Source organism: Thioclava sp. FR2 (assembly GCF_051200875.1).
Taxonomy (GTDB): Bacteria; Pseudomonadota; Alphaproteobacteria; order Rhodobacterales; family Rhodobacteraceae; genus Pseudotabrizicola.
Window position 1 is genome coordinate 3293263 of the sequence record NZ_CP195191.1, and the last position, 19853, is coordinate 3313115.

The window sequence follows — 19853 nt, forward strand, 5'->3', positions numbered from 1 at the left end:
GTCCGGCACCTTTTTCTAGATCAATGTGCCATCAGAACCGGCACTTCAGCCTGTTCCAGCATATTGCGGGTGGCCCCGCCCAGAATCGCCTCGCGGAAACGGGAATGGCCATAGGCGCCCATTACCAGCATGTCGGCATTGCGGTCGCGCACATGGCGGGCCAGAACATCGGACACGCGGGGCAGGGTCTTTGCCAGAACGGACACTTCGGCCCGCACCCCGTGGCGCACAAGCATCTGGCAAAGCATGCCGCCAGGGTCAGACCGTTCGGGGCCGTGGTTCGGCGGGTCGACGACGGTGATATCCACCAGATCGGCGGATTTCAGGAAGGGCAGCGCCTTGCGCACGGCGGCCATCGCCTCGCGGCTTTGGTTCCATGCAATCACCACGCATTTCGGAGAGGGGCTTGCCAGTTCCTTTCCGGGCAGAACCAGAACCGGAGCCTGGCCTTCGAACATCGCGGCCTCGACCACGGCTTCGGCCTCTGGGCCCTGATCCTTGCCATAGGGGCGGGGCAGGACGACCAGATCGGCAAAACGGGCGCGGGTGGCAATCAGATCGGCCACGGCCCCCATTTGGGCGACAGCAGCTTCGGTGCCGGCCCGCAGATCAAGGTTTTCTGCCGCGATGGCCGCTTTTGCGGCTTTTTCCAGCTCGCGTGCATCCGCCTCGGCGCGTTCCAGCGCGACCTGCATCAGCGCGGCCCCGGAACCGACATAGGAATAGCCCACCTGCGTCCGGTCGACGCCAAGTGCCAATATATCAAGATGCGCGTCGTTCGCCTCGGCGATACGGGCCGCGCTTGCCACTGACATCGGCACAAGGGCCGCGTTGGTGGCGACGGTAAAGATGGATTTATAGGCCATGTGCGCCTCCTTTTCCTGCGTGAGGCCAATTTACGAAGGGATTGCATAGTCTGCATTGACCTTTGTCAAACGACGCCAACCAATTTCTTGACATGGATCAATGCTGGCTTCGCCGCGCTGCCGCAAAAGCGGTACAGTCGAATACGTGCGGACGGACTGCGGCTCGAATCGCAGACCGGATCAGCCAAAAGACGAAGGGACGCAAAATGTGGGATTATATTAAACTGGTCGTATTCGGCCTGATCGCGGTACTGGCCGCGATTGGTGCCAATTACGCCCGTGATTTGGCCTATATGGTCAACGCGATCGAAGTCATGCTGATCGCCGCAATCCTGTTCGTTATTGTTCTGCGTGGCATGGGCGAAGCAAAGCCTGTTGCTGACCAGAATGAATATATGGACGATGTGGTGCGCGCTGGCGTGATCGCAACTACCTTCTGGGGAGTTGTAGGCTTCCTTGTCGGTGTGATTATCGCTTTCCAGCTGGCCTTTCCGCAGCTGAACGTGGGTCAATACACCGATGGTATCATCAACTTCGGGCGTCTGCGGCCGCTGCACACCAGCGCCGTGATCTTTGCCTTTGGCGGCAACGCACTGATCATGTCGACCTTCTACATTGTGCAGCGCACCACGGCGTCACGCCTGTGGGGCGGCAATCTGGGCTGGTTCGTGTTCTGGGGCTGGCAAGTGATGATCGTTCTGGCCGCAAGTTCCTATATTCTGGGCGGAACCCAGGGCAAGGAATACGCTGAAACCGTCTGGTATATTGACTGGCTGATTACCGTCGTCTGGGTGGCCTTCCTGATCACCTTCATGGGCACGATCCTGAAGCGCAAAGAGCCCCACATCTATGTGGCCAACTGGTTCCTTTTGTCCTTTATCGTCACCATCGCGATGCTGCACCTTGTGAACAACATGTCGATCCCGGTCTCGATCTTCGGATCGCAGTCGGTTCAGGTTACTTCGGGTGTGCAGGACGCCATGATCCAATGGTGGTACGGCCACAACGCTGTGGGCTTCTTCCTGACCGCAGGCTTTCTGGGCATGATGTATTACTTTGTGCCAAAGCAGGCTGAACGTCCGGTTTACAGCTACAAGCTGTCGATCATCCACTTCTGGGCGCTGATCTTCCTGTATATCTGGGCTGGCCCGCACCACTTGCATTACACCGCGCTGCCGGATTGGGCCTCGACCCTTGGCATGGTGTTCTCGGTCATCCTTTGGATGCCGTCTTGGGGTGGCATGATCAACGGTCTGATGACGCTGTCGGGCGCATGGGACAAGCTGCGGACGGACCCGATCATCCGCATGATGGTGGTGTCGATCGGCTTTTACGGCATGTCCACCTTTGAAGGCCCGATGATGTCGATCAAGGCCGTCAACAGCCTGTCGCACTATACCGACTGGACCATTGGTCACGTTCACTCTGGCGCGCTTGGCTGGAATGGCATGATTACCTTTGGTGCGCTGTACTTCCTTGTGCCGCGTCTGTGGAACCGGGAACGTCTGTACAGCCTGAGCCTTGTTTCCTGGCACTTCTGGTTGGCCACCATCGGGATTGTCCTTTATGCGTCCTCGATGTGGGTGACGGGTATCATGGAAGGCCTGATGTGGCGCGAAGTAGATGCGAATGGCTTCCTTGTGAACGCTTTCGCTGACACGGTGGCCGCGAAGTTCCCGATGTATGTGGTGCGTGGTCTGGGCGGGACGCTGTTCCTCGCCGGGGCAGTCATCATGGCCTACAACCTGTGGATGACGGTGAGGGCGCAACCGGCCAAAGCCGCTGTCAACGCCAACAACGCCGTTCCGGCTGAATAAGGAGGAGGCGAACATGGCTTTCCTTGACAAGCACAAGGCAATTGAAACGCATGCCACGCTTCTTCTGGTTCTGTCCTTTTTGGTCGTGACCATCGGTGGTTTGGTGCAGATCGTTCCGCTGTTCTATCTTGAGAACACGATCGAGGATGTGCAGGGCGTTCGCCCCTACACGCCCTTGGAACTGGCGGGGCGCGACATCTATATCCGCGAAGGGTGCTATGGCTGCCACAGCCAGATGATCCGCCCGATGCGCGATGAGGTGGAGCGTTATGGTCACTACTCGCTGGCGGCGGAGTCGAAATACGACCATCCGTTCCAGTGGGGGTCCAAGCGGACCGGGCCGGATCTGGCCCGCGTCGGTGGCCGCTATTCGGATGAATGGCACCAAGACCACTTCTATGATGCGAAGTCGGTCGTGCCGGAATCGGTGATGCCGCCCTATGGTTTCCTGTTCGGTAAGGAAATCGACGGTCGGTATATTCAGGATGTGGTCGAGACGCATCGTTTCGTGGGCGTGCCCTATAGCGATGAGATGGTCGAGAACGCGCAGGCCGACTTCCTGGCGCAAGCCAATCCCGATGCGGATTCTGCAGGGTTGGAAGAGCGCTATGGCGACGCCGCCTTTGGCAATGCGGTCAATGTGCGTAACTTTGACGGCCAGCCTGAAGTGACCGAAGCCGATGCTCTGATCGCCTATATGCAGGTTCTGGGAACGATGGTCGATTTCTCGACCTTTACCCCAGACGCAAGCCGGTAAGGGGGACACGATGGAAACCTACAGCTTGCTGCGAGAATTTGCCGATAGCTGGATGCTTTTGGTGCTGTTCACCGTCTTTCTGGGCGTCTTTGTCTGGATCTGGCGGCCCTCGGCCCGGAAGTCCCATGAAGATGCGGCGAATGCGATCTTCCGCAATGAGACGAAACCCGCTGGCGATGCCGGCCGAGTGAAGGAGGCGTAAGACGATGTGCGCCAAGAAGGTGACGCCCAGCCAAAAGGGCGAAATCCCGACGACCGGCCATGAATGGGACGGCATTCGGGAATATGACAATCCGATGCCGCGCTGGTGGGTCTGGGTGTTCTACGCAACCATCGTCTGGGGTATTGGCTATACCATTGCCTATCCGGCATGGCCGCTGATCACCGGGGCAACGCCGGGGGTTCTCGGGGCCTCGACCCGCGCTGATGTGGCGGCCGAGATCAAGCAGTTTGACGACGCGAATGCGGCGATCAAACAGCAGTTGATCGATGCTGACCTGACGACGGTTTCGGCCAATCCCGACCTGATGGGGTATGCCGAACGGGCCGGGGCGGCGGTGTTCAAGACGAACTGTGCGCAGTGCCATGGCTCGGGTGCAGCAGGAGTGGAAGGCAAGGGCTATCCGAACCTGCTGGATGACGATTGGCTGTGGGGAGGGGATATCGAGAATATCCATCTGACCATTGCTCATGGTATCCGCAACACCACCGATGCCGACGCCCGCTATTCCGAAATGCCGAAATTCGGCGTGGATGGATTGCTGGAGAAGGCCCAGATTGGCGAGGTCGTTGAATATGTTCTGAAGCTTTCGGGCCAAGAGCATGACGCGACTTTGGCGGCAGCGGGTGAGACGGTTTATGCCGATAACTGCGCGGCCTGCCATATGGAAGACGGCTCGGGCGATCCGGCTCAGGGCGCGCCGAAGCTGTCGGATGCGATCTGGCTTTATGGCGGTTCGCGGGAGGCCATCACCGAGACGGTCACCTATGCCCGTTTTGGCGTGATGCCGAACTGGAACACCCGTCTGAGCGAAGACCAGATCCGCGCAGTGGCCCTGTATGTTCACAGCCGGGGTGGTGGTCAGTAAGACTGCACTTGGTAGAATTGAAAGGGCCCGGGGGAAACCTCGGGCCCTTTTTCGTTTCACAGGTCATAGGGGTCTTGGCCTTGGGCCAAGCGTTCCGCCCGGAATTTCCGTTCGCGGTCACGCATTTGCTGGCGCAGTTCGCGTGAGCCGGCGGCGGGGGTGATGCGGGTTGCCGTGAACAGGCTTTCTGCAAGAATACCTAACATGTCACTCTCCATGATCGTGGTCATGCTTTATTTAATGCGCTTTATATGAAAGATTTTCGACTCAGGAAGAATTCTAGAATGTAAGGAAAACTTACATGTCGATCTGGCGTGACATGCCGCCATTGACCGCGCTTCGGGCCTTTGCGGCCTTTGCCGAGGCGGGCACGATGGAACGTGCGGGCGTGCTGATCGGGGTCACCCATGCCGCCGTCAGTCAGCAAATCCGTGCGTTGGAAGACAGGATGCGACTGAAGCTGGTCACGCGATCATCGCGAGGGCTTGCTTTGACGACAGAGGGGTTAAGGCTGGCGCAGGCGTTGAGGGACGGGTTTGGTCAGATCCATGCGGCGGTTGAGGAATTGAGTGAGGCCGAGACAGAGCGCCCGCTGCATCTGACGACCACACCTGCCTTTGCCAGTGGTTGGCTGCTGCCGCGCCTTGCCCAGTTTCGCGCCGCGCATCCGGTGCCAGACTTGATGGTCGATGCCAGCCCGGAACGTCGCCAAATTGGCCCCGGTGGCGTGGATCTGGCGATTCGTTATGGGAACGGGGATTGGCCGGGTGTGCAGGCGACGATGCTGTTGCCGACATCGGTTGTGGTGGTGGGGGCGCCTGATCTGGTGACAGGCAGAACCCTGCGCGAGCCTGCCGATCTGATGGCCTTTCCGTGGCTGCAAGAATTGGGCACGACAGAGGCGTCGGGCCTGTTTCACCAATTCGGGTTGGTCGGGACAGCCCCGCTGGGGATATTGTCCTTGCCGGGGACGCTGTTGATGGATGCAGCCCGCGACGGTCAGGGGATTGGCGCTGTGGCGCGAGTCTTTGTCGAGGCCGATATCGCGGCGGGCCGGTTGCAGGTTCTGTTCGAGGACACCAGCCGAAAGGGCTATTTCCTTGTCACCAAACCCGGCGTGCAGCGGCCTGCGGTCAAACGCTTTTGCGGCTGGGCCCTGCGGCAAATCGCGCAAAACGGGCGCGCTTGATTCAAGTCAAGGTTTTGCGCCGTTTCAAGGTGCCTAGTCGCTTTGACCGGCCTTCGGGCCTGGCCAGCACCGGCGCCTTCTCCTGTTCGCGCGTTTCCTGGAGGCGCCGGTGTCTTTTCCCAGTGTTCTTCGCAGCGCCGTCCTCGACGATCACGGCGTTGTGATACCCACCACTCCCCCCCCCGGCACTTTGGACAAAACAGGCCTGTATTCCGGATTTGGCTCGGTTTTTCGCTGCATCCGTGCCGGCTTGTCGCAGTTAAACTGATATCAATGATATGCATTTTGACACAGGTCAAAGTCGGCCTGCGTTCTGCGGTGCAGAACACATTGCAAAGTATAGATGTCGGAGTGATTCCGTGAGCACCCCAGAACAAAGCCACGAACCCAGCCTTTACGCCGCGCGCGAACCCATTTTCCCGCGGCGCGTGAAGGGGGCCTTCCGCAACCTGAAATGGTGGATCATGGCGGTGACGCTGGGCATCTACTACATTACGCCGTGGTTGCGCTGGGATCGTGGCCCGAACCTTCCTGATCAGGCTGTGCTGATTGACATGGCCAATCGTCGGTTCTTCTTCTTCATGATCGAGATCTGGCCGCATGAATTTTACTTCGTGGCGGGCCTTTTGATCATGGCGGGTCTGGGGCTGTTCCTGTTCACCTCGGCCGCAGGGCGGGTTTGGTGTGGCTATGCCTGCCCGCAAACCGTGTGGACGGATCTGTTTATTCTGGTCGAGCGGTGGGTTGAGGGCGACCGAAACGCCCGTATTCGCCTGCACAGGCAGAATTGGGACGCTGAAAAGATTCGCAAGCGGGCGATCAAGTGGACGGCTTGGTTCCTGATTGGTCTGGCCACTGGGGGCGCGTGGATTTTCTACTTTACCGATGCGCCAACGCTGTTGCGTGATCTGGTGACGGGGCAGGCGCATCCCATCGCCTACACGACCATGCTGATCCTGACCGCGACAACCTTTGCCTTTGGCGGCTTTGCGCGGGAACAGATGTGTATCTATGCCTGCCCTTGGCCGCGTATTCAGGCCGCGATGATGGATGAGGATACGATCACCATTGGTTATCGTGAGTGGCGCGGAGAGCCTCGCGGTAAGCAAGGTGTGGAAGGCAACGGCGATTGTATCGACTGCAAGGCCTGCGTGAACGTCTGCCCGATGGGGATTGATATTCGCAATGGCCAGCAATTGGCCTGCATTACCTGTGGTCTGTGCATCGACGCCTGTGATGACATCATGGACAAGATCGGCAAGCCGCGCGGATTGATCGGCTATTTGGCCTTGACCGATGAAACCGCTGAACGCGCCGGCAAGCCGCCGAAATCGGTGTGGAAACATGTCTTCCGCCCGCGCACGATCCTTTACACGACGCTGTGGAGTGCCGTTGGCGTGGCGCTTGTCGTGGCCCTGTTCATGCGGACCGAAATCGACGTGAACGTGACGCCCGTGCGGAACCCGACCTTCGTAACCCTGTCGGATGGGTCGATCCGCAACACCTATGACCTGCGGTTGCGCAACAAACACGGGGACGACCGATACTTCCACATCTCTTTGACCTCGGACGAGGTTCTGCGGATTGATCTGGAAGGGACGGACGAATTGCGTATCTTGGTTCCGGCGAATGCGACATTGGAACAGCGCGTCCATGTCATCGCTGCTCCGGGAAGTGCGGCGGCTGTGACAGACCGGACCGATCTGCGGCTGTGGATCGAAGATATGGGCGGCACCGACCGCGTGTCGAAGGACACGATCTTTAACGGGAAAGGACAGTGACATGAAAGAGATTACCGGCCGCCATGTCCTTGCCTTTACGGTTGGCGCTTTTGGCGTGATCATCGCGGTGAATTTGATCATGGCCTATAAGGCGATCAGCACCTTCCCCGGTTTGGAGGTGAAGAACTCCTATGTGGCTAGCCAAGGCTTTGATGCCCGTCGTGCGGCGCAGGAAAAACTGGGATGGCAGTTTGCACATGACTACAACCCTGCGACGGGCCGTCTGGTTCTTGACCTGACCGATGCCGCGGGCGCACCGGCGCCGGTTTCCGCGCTGAAGGTTTTGGTCGGTCGGACGACCGAAGCGAAGGAAGACCAGATGCCGGAACTGGTGATGGTGGCCGGCAAATGGGAAGCCGATGTGGCGCTTGGGCCGGGGAAATGGCTTTTGAAGATTGAAGCAGCGGCAGCGGATGGCACACTCTTTGAGCAGCGTGTCGATTTCTTTGTGAAGGGATAAGCCATGTCGATGGCCGCGCCGCTTGAGACGGGAGAAATGGGGGGCGGGGGCATTTCCGCCTGTCCGGCCTGTGTAGCGGCCCCGTCGGCCGAGCGGATTGCGGCTGCGGCGGCAGCGCAGAAGGACGCGCGGCTGATCCTTTCTTTGCCGCAGGCCCATTGTGCCGCCTGCATCAGCACCGTTGAACATGCGATGATGGCAGTGCCGGGGGTGACCTCGGCGCGGGTAAATCTGACCCTGCGCCGCGTTTCGGTTCAGGCCGAACCCAGCGTAACGGCGGCGGATCTGATCCGCGTGGCGGACGGGGTGGGCTATACGGCGCATGAGCTTGACCCCGGCTTGCTAAGCGCGACCGAGACGGACCGTCAGGGGCGCGATCTCTTGATGCGGCTGGGGGTTGCGTTCTTTTCGATGATGAACGTGATGTTGCTTTCGGTGGCGGTCTGGTCCGGGGCCGAAGGGGTGACCCGCGATCTGTTCCATTGGATTTCGGCCGCGATTGCCTTGCCGACGGTGGTCTTTTCCGGGCAGCCGTTTTTCAAAAGCGCATGGCGCAGCCTGCGGGCAGGGCGGTTGGGGATGGATGTGCCGATCAGTCTGGCGCTGATCCTTGCGTCTTCCATCTCGCTTTTTGAAACATGGAATTCTGGCCATCACGCCTATTTTGATGCGGCTGTGATGCTGACCTTCTTCCTCCTTTTGGGGCGCTATCTTGACCATCGGACGCGGGCGGTGGCCCGATCGGCTGCCGAGGAACTGGCCGCTTTGGAAGTGCCGCGCGCGGTCGTCTTGCGCGATGGGGCAGAGGTCACGCTGGGCATTGGTGACATTCAGGTCGGTGATCTGGTGCTTGTGCGGCCCGGGGGGCGGATGCCGGTTGACGGCGAAATCGTTGAGGGGACCAGCGAGATCGACCGCTCGCTTCTGACAGGGGAAAGCCTGCCCGTCTTTGGTGGCCCCGGAATGGCGGTTTCAGCAGGCGAAGTGAACCTGACCGGCCCCTTGACGCTGCGGGTGACTGCGGCGGGGCGGGAGTCCAGCCTGCATCGCATGGCCGATCTGGTGGCCGTGGCCGAGAGTGCGCGGACCAAGTACACAAGTCTCGCCGAGCGGGCGGCGTCTTGGTATTCTCCCCTTGTTCACCTGCTGTCCTTTTCGGCCTTTGGGTTCTGGATGTGGAAAACCGGGGGCGATCTGCGCTTTGCGGTGAATATCTCCGCGGCGGTTTTGATCATCACTTGCCCCTGTGCCTTGGGTCTGGCGGTACCTGCAGTGATAACCTCGGCCTCGGGTCGGCTATTCCGCAAGGGTTTGCTGATCAAGCATGGCACTGCCTTGGAGCGACTTGCCGAAGTGGATCAGGTGGTTTTTGACAAGACCGGCACCTTGACGATGGGTGCGCCAGTCGCGACCAATATGGATGATCATCCGGCAACGGCGGTTGAGGTGGCCTTTGCCTTGGCGGGCGCCTCGTCCCACCCGCTGGCCTTGGCTTTGTCCGAAGCCGCCCGGGAAGCGGGCCTGCGCCCGGCGCGTGTTGAAGATATCCGGGAAGTGCCGGGCTACGGCATTGAAGGCCAGTGGAAAGGCCGCCGGGTTCGGCTTGGACGGGCTGGTTGGTGTGGGGCCGAGGCGCAGGATGTGACGGCAACTTACCTTTGCACATCAGAGGGACCAGTTCGTCCCTTTACCTTCGCTGATCGGTTGCGCCCCGGAGCGGCAGAGGCTGTGGCGAGCTTGACGGCGCAGGGCGTGAAGGTTCGACTGATTTCGGGCGATGCCGAAGGGGCGGTGCGCGATCTGGCCGAACGTTTGGGGATCGAGGATTGGACGGCGGGAGCCTTGCCTGCAGAAAAGGCAGCATTGGTCGATGGCCTGACACGAGAAGGGCATCGCGTTTTGATGGTTGGGGATGGGCTGAACGACACGGCTGCGCTTGCCGCGGCCCATGTCTCGATTTCGCCTGCAAGCGCCCTGGATGCAGCCCGCGTGGCGTCAGATATAGTCCTCTTGGGGCAAGATCTGGGGGTAATTGGCGACGCGCTGCGGATCGCGCGGCAATCGACGCGGCGGATCAAGGAGAATTTCGGAATCTCGGCGCTTTACAACGTGGTTGCTGTACCCTTGGCGCTGGTCGGTCTGGCCACGCCACTTGCCGCGGCCTTGGCGATGTCCCTGTCGTCGATTACAGTTTCCTTGAATGCGTTGCGGTTGAAGTGAAATGGAAATTCTTGGCATCCTCATCCCGGTTTCGCTGTTCTTGGGCGGCGTAGGCCTTGCCGCTTTTGTCTGGGCGATGAAGACGCGGCAATTCGACGACCCAGAAGGGGACGCGCACCGAATCTTGACCACGGATTACGACGACAAACCCAAACGCTGATCTTCGCGGTCGGCGACGCTGGGCGCAAAATTCTTGCAAGAATTTTGCAATTTCCTTGAAAGGAAATTGGTCTGGCCGTGCCTTCAGATCACGCTGACGATCGCCGGAGCCAATCCTTCAATGTCGATCCGGCAGGTTTGACCGCGTGCAATTGGTCCGACGCCGGCCGGGGTGCCTGTCATGATCAGATCGCCGGGCGCGAGTTCGACCAAGGCAGAAAGATAGGAAATGACCGCCTCGACCGGCCAGATCATGTCAGACAGGCGCGCGTCCTGTTTGACTTCGCCGTCCAATGTGCAGCGGATCGTGGCATCCCCGATAGGCCCCGGGCGAAGGGCGCCGATGATGGCAGATCGGTCAAAACCCTTGGACATATCCCACGGGCGCCGAGCCGCTTTGGCTGCTGCCTGAATGTCGCGCCGTGTCAGATCATTTCCGGCGGCATAGCCCCAGATCAGCCCATTGGCCTCATCCGTTGAAAGGTTCCGTCCGTGCGCACCGATTGCGACGACGAGTTCGGCCTCATAGTGAAAATCCGAAGTCGCGGGGGGATAGGCAATCGTTGACCCGCTGTCGACGACGGCATCGGCTGGCTTGGTGAAGAAGAAGGGCGGTTCCGCTTGCGGATCGTGCCCCATTTCCCGCGCATGTTCGGCATAGTTGCGCCCGACGCAGAATATCCGACGCACGGGAAAGCGGGCCGCTGAACGTTCAATGGCAACCGAGGCTTGGGGGGCGGGCGGAAAGACGTATTCGACCATTGGGCTTGTCACGGCGCGAGGGTGAAGCACTGGGTCCCGCGGGCTTGAAGTCTGCGGCAAGCGAGATCTGCCTGTTCCTGCGTCAGGCCCATGAAATTGGCATGCCACGCGCCGCCGCGTTGTACGACTTTGCGCAGACCCTCATTCAGCGTGGCGCTTTCGGCGAGTTGCGTCTTTAGCAGAATGCGCTCGGCTTCGCTGCGCGAATTGAATTTGCCGAGATTGACTCCGAAATGGCGAGCGTTCGAGGTCGAAAGGCGGATCACCTGTGGCGCGGATTCTGGTGGCAGAGGGCCAACAGGTTCGACGCTTTCAAAGATGGGTGCCTTGCGCTTCGGCGGAGCCGGGGCCGCGACTTGGGCGACGGCGGCAAGTTGCAGCGGCGCGGCTTCGGCCACGGCCTCCGCCGCAGGTGCCGCTTCCGGCAGGGCGGCAAGCGCCACGGCCTGTGCATCCAAAGTCGGCTCTATCGCAAGGGCCGCTGCCTGCGCTTCAAGCGTGCCAGAGGCAGGAGCAATCATTTCCAGCGGGACCTCCGCGACAGCGACCTCATCCACTTCTGTCGTGTCTTCTGCCGGATTCTCAACCGCTGTGGTTCCGGCATCGGCCAGTTCGGTCAAGTCTTCCACTGGGGCCAGCTCCGCCTCGGCCAGCGTTGCTTCCGGTCGGGCTTCTGGACGGGTGACCGTTTCCTCGATTTCGGCCAAGGCCACGGCTTGGGCATCCAAGCTATCGGCGGCTGGCGGGGCCGCTGCGGCTTCGGCGACGGCTGCTGCGATGTCATCCTGAATGGCAGCAACTGCCTCGGAGGCCGCGGCAACCTTTGCGGCTGAGGGGCGCGCCAAAGGCCGGGGTGACGTTGCGACTGCTGTTTGCAGGCGGATGGTTTTGGCCGCGCCGCCTTCCACTTCGGGCAGGCCGTCGGCCTCGGCCACCAAGGCGTTTTCTTCGTCTGCCTGATAGGTTGGCGCGGCAGGCTTTGTCGTGGGGGCGGTTTTCGGCGCTTTACGGAAGCCCAAATCCAGCAATTGGGCAACTTTGGCATTTCTGGCGGCCGTCGAAGCACCACCAAAGACCGTTGCGATGATCCGCACGCCGTTACGTTCCGCAGAAGCGGTCAGGTTGAACCCTGCAGGCACGGTGTAGCCCGTTTTGATCCCGTCTGCGCCCTCATAGGCATCAAGGAAGCGTGTGTTCGTGTTGCGAACCTGTGCCATCCCTGCATCCGTCGTCCGGCGCGAGAAAATGTTGTAGTATTGCGGGAAATCATAAAACAGGCGACGCCCAAGGGTGGTCATGTCTCGTGCCGTCGAAAGGTGGCCCTTTGCGGTCAGACCGTTGGCATTCTTGAACGTGGTATTGTTCATCCCAAGCGCTTTGGCCGTCCGGGTCATGCGGGCGGCGAATTTCGCCTCGTCGCCGCCAATCGCATCTCCGATGGCCGAAGCCGCGTCATTGGCCGATTTGATCGCCGCGGCCCTGATCAGATACCGCAGGGCGATTTTCTGACCGGCCTTCAAGCCAAGCCGCGATGGCGGTTTAGACGCTGCGTTCTTGGACACAGTGATCAGGGTATCAAGGCTGATATTGCCCTTTTCGATCTCTTCGAAGGCTATGTAGAGCGTCATCATCTTGGTGAGAGAGGCCGGATGCAGGCGTGTGTCGGCGTTTTCGGCGTGGAGCACCTCACCTGTTCGGGCATCTTGCACAAAGGCCGCGTAGGGCGCCGCGCGGGATGCTTCGGGAGAGGAGCATGCTGCCACAATAATAATGGCAACAAGACAAACGAAATTGCGGACAAACTGCCCTAAAAGCGTGGTCACAACGCTGATCCTTGCTCTGCCTCGACTGTCCCGGTTTTTTTGTGTGGGACATGTTTGGTAGAAACGCTAACACAGAGGCTGCAACGATAAAACCTTCAATTATCAATAGCTTTCAGGATTATCCTAAAGCTGTGGCAATTCTGGCAAAAGGTCGGGTGTGTGTGCCTACCTATGGTGGCTTAGGTGAGGCTATCCACTAGATCAGGCAAATCGCCGAGCGAGTTGATGCTGTGAAAGCGGGCGTGGCCGACGGGGGCTTCGGCATGTTCAAGCGCCCAGGTCAATCCGTGGGGAACATAGACGCCCCAACCGCCCACGTCCAATACGGGCAAGACGTCGGATTTCAGCGAATTACCAACCATCATTGCCTGATCGGGTATGGCGCCGTGGCGCGCGAAAATCTGGGCGTAGACGGCTGGCTTTTTGTCGGAAACGATTTCGACGCCGTGGAAAAGATCCCCCAAACCGGATTGTGCCAGTTTGCGTTCCTGATCGAGCAGATCACCCTTTGTAATCAATAGCACGCGGTGACTGCCAGAGAGTCGCTCGACCGCCTGCCTTGCATGGGGCAGCAACTCGATTGGGTGCTCTAGCATCTCACGCCCCGAGGCCAGCAGTTCCGCGATGACAGAGGCCGCCACGCGACCTTCGGTCACTTCGATGGCCGTTTCGATCATCGACAGGGTAAAGCCTTTCACGCCAAACCCGTAATGGCCCAGATTCCGGCGTTCGGCGGCCAGCAACCTATCGTGTAAATGGTCTGCCTCGGCGTAATCAGCCAACAAGTCAGTGAAACGATCCTGGGTCAGACGAAAGAAGGTTTCATTCTGCCAAAGCGTGTCATCCGCATCAAAGCCGATTGTGGTTAGGGTCTTGCTGTCGTTCATGGCACGTCTCCTGCAAGGCCCTTCATTGCGCGTTTACGGCTTTGTCGCAATGGTAAGAGGCCTGCCCCTTTCCCAAACGGCAAAAGCGACTATATTGCGCGTCAAAGACAGAAACCCGAATCTTTCGCGAAACGAGGCTTGGTACCGTGACTCATTTTCCCCATTCCATGTCGGACAAGACCGACGGGCCGGGCAATGACGCGGGGATTCTGACCAAAACAAAGACCAAGACGCAGCGCCCGCCGATGTATAAGGTGATGCTGTTGAATGACGATTACACGCCGATGGAATTCGTCGTTCATGTGCTGGAACGCTTCTTTGGCCTTAACCACGCCCAAGCGTTCGATGTCATGCTGACGGTTCACAAAAAGGGATTGGCGGTTGTCGGCGTCTTTTCCTTTGAAGTGGCAGAAACAAAAGTTGCGCAAGTGATGGATTTTGCGCGCCGCCACCAACACCCCCTGCAATGCACGATGGAGAAGGAATAGGCCAAAAGCCTTTCCGCAACCGATGCGATCTTCCAGATTAGACATGGCCCTTGCCTCTGGGGTATTTGCTCCCCCGCTTGAAGGCGACATCGCAATTTATCGCCCACGAGAGGGGGATGATTTCTCGTCGCTCTCCATTGGCCGCGTGCAGGTCATCACCGGTTTCCGGCCAGATGCCGACTGGTTTGTTTCGCGCGGTTATCGCATTGGAAATGGCATTCCCTATGCTGCTGCGATGGTCTGCTTGCCCCGATCAAAAGAAGCAGCACGCGCCCTGATTGCCCGCGCAATGGCCGAGGTGACGCCGGGTGGCCCCGTAGCGGTCGATGGTCAAAAGACTGACGGGATCGACTCTATCCTGAAAGACTGCAAGTCGTTGGGGCTGGAAATTGCCGGCCCGATTTCAAAGGCGCATGGCAAGCTTTTCGTGATGCGTGCTGGCCCCAGCCCACATGGCTGGGAGGCGAAGCCGCAAGTGATTGAAGGCGGATACCGCACCGTTTCCGGTGTCTTTTCTGCTGACGCCCCGGATCGTGGGTCCGTGCTGTTGGCGGAGGCCCTGCCAGAAAAACTGGGCAGCCGCGTGATTGATCTGGGAGCGGGTTGGGGATTTCTTTCCCGCCACATTCTGGAACGCGACGGCGTGGCCGAACTGGATGTGGTCGAGGCAGAGCAAGACGCCCTTGACTGTGCGCGGGACAATCTGGGCGAAGACGCCCGTGTGCGCTTTCACTGGGCCGATGCTCGCAGCTTTAAACCGATGCGGCCTGCTCATGCGGTCGTCATGAATCCGCCCTTTCACGCGGGCAGAGATGCAGATCCTTCGCTTGGGATTGCCTTTCTGAAGGCAGCCGCCGGAATGCTGGTCCCGGACGGGACGCTTTGGCTGGTGGCGAACCGCCATCTGCCCTATGCTCCGGTGCTGTCCTCGCTGTTCCGTCAGGTCGAGGACATCGGCGGCGACTCTGCTTTCCGGCTGACCCGCGCCAGCCACCCGATCAAGGCACGCTGACCAAAGGATTTCGTATATGTCGTTTTCGATCACGGGCAAGACCGCCATCGTAACGGGCGCCGCAAAGGGCCTTGGTCTGGCGGTGGCACGGCATTTCGTGGCCAAGGGTGCCAACGTGATGTTTGCTGATATTGATGAGGCGGCACTTGAGGCGGCGGTTGGCGAAGAAGCAAAAGCCGAAGGTGCGGTTCGCATGTTCAGCGGTGACCTGCGCGAAAAGCTGACGATTGCCAACCTGCTTTCCGCGACGATCGACGCCTTTGACCGCGTTGACATTCTGGTCAACGCCAGCCGTCGCTGGATGGTCTCGGACGCCCTTAACCCCGATGAGGATGCCGTTGAAAACCTGTGGCGCGAAAATGTGCTGACCAGTCTGAGGCTGTCTCAGCTTACCGCCAAGCGCATGATTTCGCAGGCGGAAAAAAACGGGGCAGATGGCCAGATCGGGACAATCATCAATGTGTCTTCCATAGCCTCTGCTCATACTCAGCCTGAACTTCTGGGCTATTCTATGGCCTCTGCTGCGGTCGAGCAGATGACGCGGTCGATGGCACTTGCGCTGTCGCCAAAGGGAATCCGTGTGAACGCGATTTCCTTTGGTTCGGTTATGAGCGCAAGCCTGCAACTTGCCCTGAAGGAAGAACCGGATTGGCGTGGCGAGATCGTAGAAGGCACGCCGATGAAACGCATAGCAGGGCCGGATGAACTGGCTGAAACAGTTCAATATCTGGCGTCAGATGCTTCAGCCTTCATGACCGGTCAGGTGCTGACCATTGATGGCGGACGCACCTTGCTGGACCGGGTTTCAGTCCCGGCCTTCTGATCTATTCCGGGTGTTCTGCCTTGCATTGTGCAATGGACGCATTTGCCTGCCGTGACAATTCCACACGCTTTTTCTTAAGCTCTACAAGAGTTTGACGCTCATTGGCCAGATTGATGGCCTTGGGTCTGGTCACCGTTTCCGGCACGTCTTCCAGGCACATCTTCGGTGCTGGTGGGCGGGTTCCGGGCGGCACGGTGACAACGGGTTGGACTTCGCAGATTTGCCATTCCGTATGGTAGACGGTGACCTGCTCTAGCGCATAGCCGCGGGTGATGTTCGCTTCGGTTTCAGCAATCAGTTTGTCGACGTTGCGCAAATCGCGGGTTTCGCGAAGGATGCAACGTTCTTGCGGCGTGCCACAGGCGGCGAGAAGCGGGAGAATGAACAGATAACGTTTTGACATGGTAAGCCTCGCTTTGTGGGCAAGATTATAGCATTGCCTGCGGCAATTGCCATGTTGGCGTGGCGCATGAGCGGTGTTACGCATGCCAGCGAAAACGAAAGGAAAGCCCCGATGTCTGACGATTTTGACGTCCAAAAAGCCCGCGCCGCTGCATGGTTTCGCCAGCTTCGGGACCGGATCGTTGCAGCATTTGAAGACCTTGAGTCCCGCCAAAGTGCTGAAAAATCAGGGAAGTTTGAAGTAACCCCGACGACCCGCGCGGATGGGGGTGGGGGCGGCATCATGAGTGTGATGCGCGGTGGTGTTGTGTTTGAAAAGGTGGGTGTGAACTGGTCCGAGGTGCATGGCACTTTGGGAGAGCGCGCGCAAAAGGCGATGGCGGCGCGTGGGGTTCCGGGCATGGACAAAGACCCGCGGTTCTGGGCCAGCGGGATCAGTCTGGTGGCCCATATGCAAAACCCGCATTGCCCGGCGGTCCATATGAACACCCGCATGTTTTGGACCCCGAATGCCTGGTGGTTCGGCGGTGGGGCCGATCTGAACCCAGCCTTGGAATATGACGAGGATACCGCCCATTTCCATGCCGAGATGAAACGGGCCTGCGATGCGCATGACGAAAATTATTATGCAAAATTCAAGGCTTGGGCGGACGAATATTTTTTCGTGCCGCATCGGGGACGGGCGCGTGGGGTTGGGGGGATCTTTTACGACGACCTGAACACCGGTGATTGGGAGGCGGATTTCGCCTTTACCCAAGCTGTTGGATCGGCCTTTTTGCCCGCCTTTCTGCCCGTCACGGAACGCCGTTTTGGCACGCAATGGACGGATGAGGACCGCGAAAAGCAACTGGTTCATCGCGGGCTGTATGCGGAATACAACCTTGTCTATGACCGCGGCACCAAGTTCGGGCTTGAGACGGGGCATGACGCGAATGCTGTGCTGATGAGCCTGCCGCCTATCGCGAAATGGACGTAGTTTTTCCGTGGGATTCCCGTGGTTAATCCGTGGTTTTTCCGTATATACACGGGCTTTCTCCGTGAGGCGGCCCTAGCGCCGTTTCCAAAGGCACAGAGACAGAGCGAAAGGCAGGGCTGAGATGGCCGAGATCGTGGTGAAAGCGGCCTATGGCAGCGTGGTCGAGGATGACGAGGACGGCTTTTTGTTCATCGGCTTTGCCGAAGGCGAAGATGAGGACGAACCCTATGTCCTGTTTCGCCAAGAACTGACCGGCGGGCCAGTCTGGTTCGAGGTTGGTGACGAGTCGATGGGGGCCGAGGACGCGGTTGAAAGTGTGACCCGGACCGCCAAGGGCCTAGACATCCAGATCGCCCCGAAAGCCTTGGCCAAGATCGGTTGGGCGGCGCTGATCGAAGTGCGGATCGGGTCGGATTGCGAAGATGCAGAAGACGCGATTGCGGCTTTGAAAGAGATGATGGGACCGCGGTTTCACGGGTGATCGCCACGTCCCGACGGCCTTAGGGCCGGTGGCGGTTTTTCGGCGGTTGGTAAGGGTCAATATAGGTCTGGCGCGTCGCATCGCCGATGGCCAGCGCGACTTGTGCCAACCCCCATCCCAGTGCCCTTAGCAGGCGAAGCGCCGCGAGAAGGGCTGACCGCGCCACCTGAACGATGCGGCGGGAAAACGGAAGCTCAAGGGTTTGAATGTGATCTGACATGGGAACCTCCTGCGCCACGGTCTCATGGCGCGAAGGGGCAAGTCCTTGTGGCTGATCTGCTGAGTTCTGAAGTTTTCTGAAACAGGATTCAGATTTGCAGCAAGGCTGACGCCAAGACTATAGTTTGGCTTATGGACATCCGCTTTGGCCCATTTCTATTGATGCGGAAGGAAAGGCAGCTTCGCGGCCCGTCCGACGCTGTGGATCTGGGGGATCGGGCCTGTGATGTGCTTTTGGCCCTGTTGGCGAAGCCGGGGATCACCGTGTCGAAGTCTGATCTGATGGATGCGGTCTGGCCCGGCGTGGCGGTCGAGGAAAACACCCTGCATGTGCATGTGTCGGCCCTGCGAAAGGTGCTGGGCGAAAACCTGATCCAGACCGCTCACGGCAGGGGGTATAAATATGTGGGGCCAGAGCCGCGTGAAGACCTCTCGGGCGCGGTGCCTGACCGTTTGGCGCGCAATCCGTTCAAGACCTCGATTGCCGTGCTGCCCTTTGCGACCCTGACCGAGCAATCGAATGAACGGCTTTTGGCGGGTGGGCTTGTTGAGGATCTGATCGTTGAACTGGCCCGTTATCGGCATCTGCGCGTGATCGGAAATGGGTTGAGTTCGCATTTTGGCGAAGCAGCAGGGCCGGACCAAGAGATCGCCAAGACGCTGAGCGTTGATTTTCTGATCCGTGGCAGCATTCGTTGCGATGAAGCATCGCTGCGCGTGGTGGTGCAGCTTGTCGATGCGGAAAGTGGTGAACTGGCATGGGGTGAGAAATTTACCCGCGCCATGGGCGATATGTTTGCCATGCAGGATGAGATCGTTGGCGCGGTGATTGCCCGTTTGGCCTTCAACTTGGATGAGGCGGCGGAAAAGCAGCGCAGGCGCGATCCGACGACATCCAGCACGGCCTATGTCAATTTCCTGCAGGCGCGGTCGCATTGGCGGAATTGGGAGCCGCTTCAGGCGCTGGCCTGTGCGAAAAAGGCTGTCGAGCTGGACCCGGATTATGGCCGCGCCCATGCCTATGTGGGCCACTTTTATGCCTTTGAACGCTATGGTCAGTGGTTTGATCTGCCAAGCCGCAAGTTGGATGATCTGGCGGTTGCCGAGTTGGAACAGGCCATCGCCTTGGACCCGTCTGATCCCTTCATCCTGCAACGGGCCGCAATCGGTTATCTGATGTCGGGAGAGCCAGAAACGGCGTTGCGATTTGGCGAGATGGCCGAGCGGGAAAGTGCGATCGACAGCGAAAGCCTGTTTCTGAAGGGGATGGTGACGGCCTTTTCTGGCCGGAAGGACGAAGGTGCAGCCTGTCTTGCCCGGGCTGTGGCGCTAGAGCCGAGGCTGACGCCGGGCATACCCTCGGGTTTGGCCGAGGTCTTGCACATGTTGAAGGATTATGTGGGCAGCCAGAAGGTGTTGGATGCGATTGCGCGGCCGCCGCAATACATTCCGGTGCTGAAAGCGGCCAATCTGGCGCGGTTGGGGAGGCCGGATGAGGCGCGGGCGCTGCTGCGAAACTTGCCGGACCGATACGATCCGGTTCTTTGCGCGCAAAGCGAGGCGAAGATGTGCGCCTTGGCCGAGGATCGGGATCATTGGTTAGAGAGTTTTCGTCTGGCAGGGCTGGCGGTTTAAGTTTCGTT

22 protein-coding genes are annotated in these 19853 nt (G+C 59.3%); 15 read left to right on the plus strand and 7 right to left on the minus strand.

Annotated elements, in window-relative coordinates; all coding sequences use genetic code 11:
* Positions 1-20: 20 nt before the first annotated feature.
* The gene (locus tag ACSBLW_RS15855; RefSeq protein WP_435257567.1) at positions 21-866 is read right to left on the minus strand and encodes a universal stress protein; all 846 of its coding nucleotides are present in this window, start codon (positions 864-866) and stop codon (positions 21-23) included.
* 206 nt (positions 867-1072) lie between these two features.
* Here ACSBLW_RS15855 and ccoN point away from each other — a divergent pair, with 206 nt between their 5' ends.
* Genes ccoN through ccoP form a run of 4 tightly spaced genes read left to right on the plus strand, consistent with a single transcriptional unit; the run spans position 1073 to position 4528 of the window.
* Positions 1073-2683, plus strand: a complete 1611-nt coding sequence (gene ccoN, locus ACSBLW_RS15860) for a cytochrome-c oxidase, cbb3-type subunit I (protein ID WP_435257568.1) — start codon at positions 1073-1075, stop codon at positions 2681-2683.
* Positions 2684-2696: 13 nt separating this feature from the next.
* Positions 2697-3440, plus strand: a complete 744-nt coding sequence (gene ccoO, locus ACSBLW_RS15865; protein ID WP_435257569.1) for a cytochrome-c oxidase, cbb3-type subunit II — start codon at positions 2697-2699, stop codon at positions 3438-3440.
* Positions 3441-3450: 10 nt separating this feature from the next.
* Entirely contained in the window at positions 3451-3642 is a 192-nt protein-coding gene (locus ACSBLW_RS15870) for a cbb3-type cytochrome c oxidase subunit 3 (RefSeq protein WP_435257570.1), read from the plus strand.
* Positions 3643-3646: 4 nt separating this feature from the next.
* Positions 3647-4528 (plus strand): cytochrome-c oxidase, cbb3-type subunit III, encoded by an 882-nt coding sequence (gene ccoP / locus ACSBLW_RS15875; RefSeq protein ID WP_435257571.1) that lies wholly within the window; start codon positions 3647-3649, stop codon positions 4526-4528.
* A gap of 56 nt (positions 4529-4584) precedes the next feature.
* On the opposite strand, the gene ACSBLW_RS15880 is transcribed toward ccoP, so the two are convergent.
* Positions 4585-4758, minus strand: coding sequence for a hypothetical protein (locus ACSBLW_RS15880; protein ID WP_435257572.1), 174 nt, complete (start codon positions 4756-4758; stop codon positions 4585-4587).
* A 71-nt stretch (positions 4759-4829) separates the two neighbouring features.
* On the opposite strand from ACSBLW_RS15880, the gene ACSBLW_RS15885 reads away from it, so the two are divergent.
* The 5 genes from ACSBLW_RS15885 to ccoS all read left to right on the plus strand — a co-directional run bounded on the left by ACSBLW_RS15885 (position 4830) and on the right by ccoS (position 10338).
* On the plus strand, positions 4830-5717 hold the full coding sequence (locus ACSBLW_RS15885) for a LysR family transcriptional regulator (RefSeq protein WP_435257573.1): 888 nt from the start codon (positions 4830-4832) through the stop codon (positions 5715-5717).
* Positions 5718-5995: 278 nt separating this feature from the next.
* The gene (gene ccoG, locus ACSBLW_RS15890; protein WP_435257574.1) at positions 5996-7498 is read left to right on the plus strand and encodes a cytochrome c oxidase accessory protein CcoG; all 1503 of its coding nucleotides are present in this window, start codon (positions 5996-5998) and stop codon (positions 7496-7498) included.
* 1 nt (position 7499) lies between these two features.
* Positions 7500-7958 carry a FixH family protein gene (locus ACSBLW_RS15895; protein WP_435257575.1) on the plus strand — a complete coding sequence of 153 codons (459 nt, stop codon included), beginning with the start codon at positions 7500-7502 and terminating at the stop codon, positions 7956-7958.
* 3 nt (positions 7959-7961) lie between these two features.
* A complete protein-coding gene (locus ACSBLW_RS15900) occupies positions 7962-10178 on the plus strand; it encodes a heavy metal translocating P-type ATPase (RefSeq protein WP_435257576.1) in 2217 nt (738 codons plus the stop codon).
* A gap of 1 nt (position 10179) precedes the next feature.
* Positions 10180-10338, plus strand: coding sequence for a cbb3-type cytochrome oxidase assembly protein CcoS (gene ccoS / locus ACSBLW_RS15905; protein WP_435257577.1), 159 nt, complete (start codon positions 10180-10182; stop codon positions 10336-10338).
* 83 nt (positions 10339-10421) lie between these two features.
* Here ccoS and ACSBLW_RS15910 read toward each other — a convergent pair whose 3' ends face one another.
* The 3 genes from ACSBLW_RS15910 to ACSBLW_RS15920 form a co-directional block, all read right to left on the minus strand.
* Entirely contained in the window at positions 10422-11099 is a 678-nt protein-coding gene (locus ACSBLW_RS15910; protein ID WP_435260138.1) for a fumarylacetoacetate hydrolase family protein, read from the minus strand.
* An 8-nt stretch (positions 11100-11107) separates the two neighbouring features.
* On the minus strand, positions 11108-12922 hold the full coding sequence (locus ACSBLW_RS15915; protein WP_435257578.1) for a D-alanyl-D-alanine carboxypeptidase family protein: 1815 nt from the start codon (positions 12920-12922) through the stop codon (positions 11108-11110).
* Between the two features lie 179 nt (positions 12923-13101).
* Positions 13102-13809 carry an HAD family hydrolase gene (locus ACSBLW_RS15920; protein WP_435257579.1) on the minus strand — a complete coding sequence of 236 codons (708 nt, stop codon included), beginning with the start codon at positions 13807-13809 and terminating at the stop codon, positions 13102-13104.
* A 167-nt stretch (positions 13810-13976) separates the two neighbouring features.
* On the opposite strand from ACSBLW_RS15920, the gene clpS reads away from it, so the two are divergent.
* The 3 genes from clpS to ACSBLW_RS15935 are packed head-to-tail and all read left to right on the plus strand — an operon-like array spanning position 13977 to position 16132.
* Entirely contained in the window at positions 13977-14297 is a 321-nt protein-coding gene (clpS, locus tag ACSBLW_RS15925) for an ATP-dependent Clp protease adapter ClpS (protein ID WP_435257580.1), read from the plus strand.
* Positions 14298-14319: 22 nt separating this feature from the next.
* Positions 14320-15309: a class I SAM-dependent methyltransferase gene (locus ACSBLW_RS15930; protein ID WP_435257581.1), complete on the plus strand. Its 990-nt coding sequence runs from the start codon at positions 14320-14322 to the stop codon at positions 15307-15309.
* A 16-nt stretch (positions 15310-15325) separates the two neighbouring features.
* Positions 15326-16132 (plus strand): SDR family NAD(P)-dependent oxidoreductase, encoded by an 807-nt coding sequence (locus ACSBLW_RS15935; protein WP_435257582.1) that lies wholly within the window; start codon positions 15326-15328, stop codon positions 16130-16132.
* 1 nt (position 16133) lies between these two features.
* On the opposite strand, the gene ACSBLW_RS15940 is transcribed toward ACSBLW_RS15935, so the two are convergent.
* Positions 16134-16535: a hypothetical protein gene (locus ACSBLW_RS15940; protein WP_435257583.1), complete on the minus strand. Its 402-nt coding sequence runs from the start codon at positions 16533-16535 to the stop codon at positions 16134-16136.
* Between the two features lie 111 nt (positions 16536-16646).
* Here ACSBLW_RS15940 and hemF point away from each other — a divergent pair, with 111 nt between their 5' ends.
* Both hemF and ACSBLW_RS15950 read left to right on the plus strand, forming a co-directional pair.
* Positions 16647-17510 carry an oxygen-dependent coproporphyrinogen oxidase gene (gene hemF / locus ACSBLW_RS15945; RefSeq protein ID WP_435257584.1) on the plus strand — a complete coding sequence of 288 codons (864 nt, stop codon included), beginning with the start codon at positions 16647-16649 and terminating at the stop codon, positions 17508-17510.
* 121 nt (positions 17511-17631) lie between these two features.
* On the plus strand, positions 17632-17991 hold the full coding sequence (locus tag ACSBLW_RS15950; RefSeq protein WP_435257585.1) for a hypothetical protein: 360 nt from the start codon (positions 17632-17634) through the stop codon (positions 17989-17991).
* Positions 17992-18010: 19 nt separating this feature from the next.
* On the opposite strand, the gene ACSBLW_RS15955 is transcribed toward ACSBLW_RS15950, so the two are convergent.
* A complete protein-coding gene (locus ACSBLW_RS15955) occupies positions 18011-18211 on the minus strand; it encodes a hypothetical protein (protein WP_435257586.1) in 201 nt (66 codons plus the stop codon).
* Between the two features lie 161 nt (positions 18212-18372).
* On the opposite strand from ACSBLW_RS15955, the gene ACSBLW_RS15960 reads away from it, so the two are divergent.
* Positions 18373-19845, plus strand: coding sequence for a winged helix-turn-helix domain-containing protein (locus tag ACSBLW_RS15960; protein WP_435257587.1), 1473 nt, complete (start codon positions 18373-18375; stop codon positions 19843-19845).
* Positions 19846-19853 lie beyond the last annotated feature (8 nt).